Source organism: Dellaglioa sp. CoH-56-MRSF-14, from assembly GCF_056782115.1.
In genome coordinates this window covers 1-728 of the sequence record NZ_JBXAYB010000013.1, presented here as the reverse complement: position 1 = coordinate 728, position 728 = coordinate 1, and the positions used below count along the sequence as shown (strand labels likewise).

Annotated in this window: 1 protein-coding gene; it reads right to left on the bottom strand. The window is 50.1% G+C overall.

Features of this window, described 5'->3' with window-relative positions:
• Positions 1-609: FAD-dependent thymidylate synthase (locus AC1RPX_RS07590; protein ID WP_481763303.1), on the bottom strand; the 609-nt coding region annotated here is incomplete at its 3' end.
• Positions 610-728: the final 119 nt, after the last annotated feature.

The following is a 728-nucleotide window of genomic DNA, read 5'->3' as shown; positions in this document are numbered from 1 at the left end:
CTCCTGCATTGTCACATACGGCAGGTGCCACGCACGAGCATCATTCAGGTCCTTTGGATCGACAATACGCGGATTGCTTGCGGACATGGCCCGAAGCATAGTCTCAGCCAAATCTTTGATTTCGGGCTGGGCATCCGGGTGATTACGCAGCTCAAAGAAGTTGTCCCATTGACTCGACGTGACCACCACATTGACGTTGGTAAACGCCTCAAGCACGCGATTGGCAAGCTGCTTGTGGATGTTGTACTCATTGGTCCAGCGCTCAACGTAATCAGCAGTCAGGTTTGCCAGCTCCTGCCATTCCTTTCGGAACTTATCGAGAACATCGGCAGTAACTTGATCGCTAGCCTGCATGCCCGGTTCGTTCAGACCGACGTGAGCAAAGAACACGGGCTCTTCGCGAATCTGGGAGATAAGCTTCTTAGCGGGTATGGCTCGCGAACTTGATGCATTGCGCGAGAATACACGGTGTGTCATGAACTCGGCATGAATGTAGCGCGGATACTTCAATTGGAAGGTGATCAGGTCCGTTCCGGACTTCGACGAGCGTGAGTGCTCGATCACACGTACTTCAGAAACTTTGCCGTGAAACACTTGGTTGTTTTGCATGCACTACTCTTCAGGTTTATGAAAACTACTATTTACTGCGCTTGAAACTAATGACCGAACTTAGGTCTAGGACAATGGCTTGATTGCATTCACCATCGCGCTCTTCAACCATAATAAGT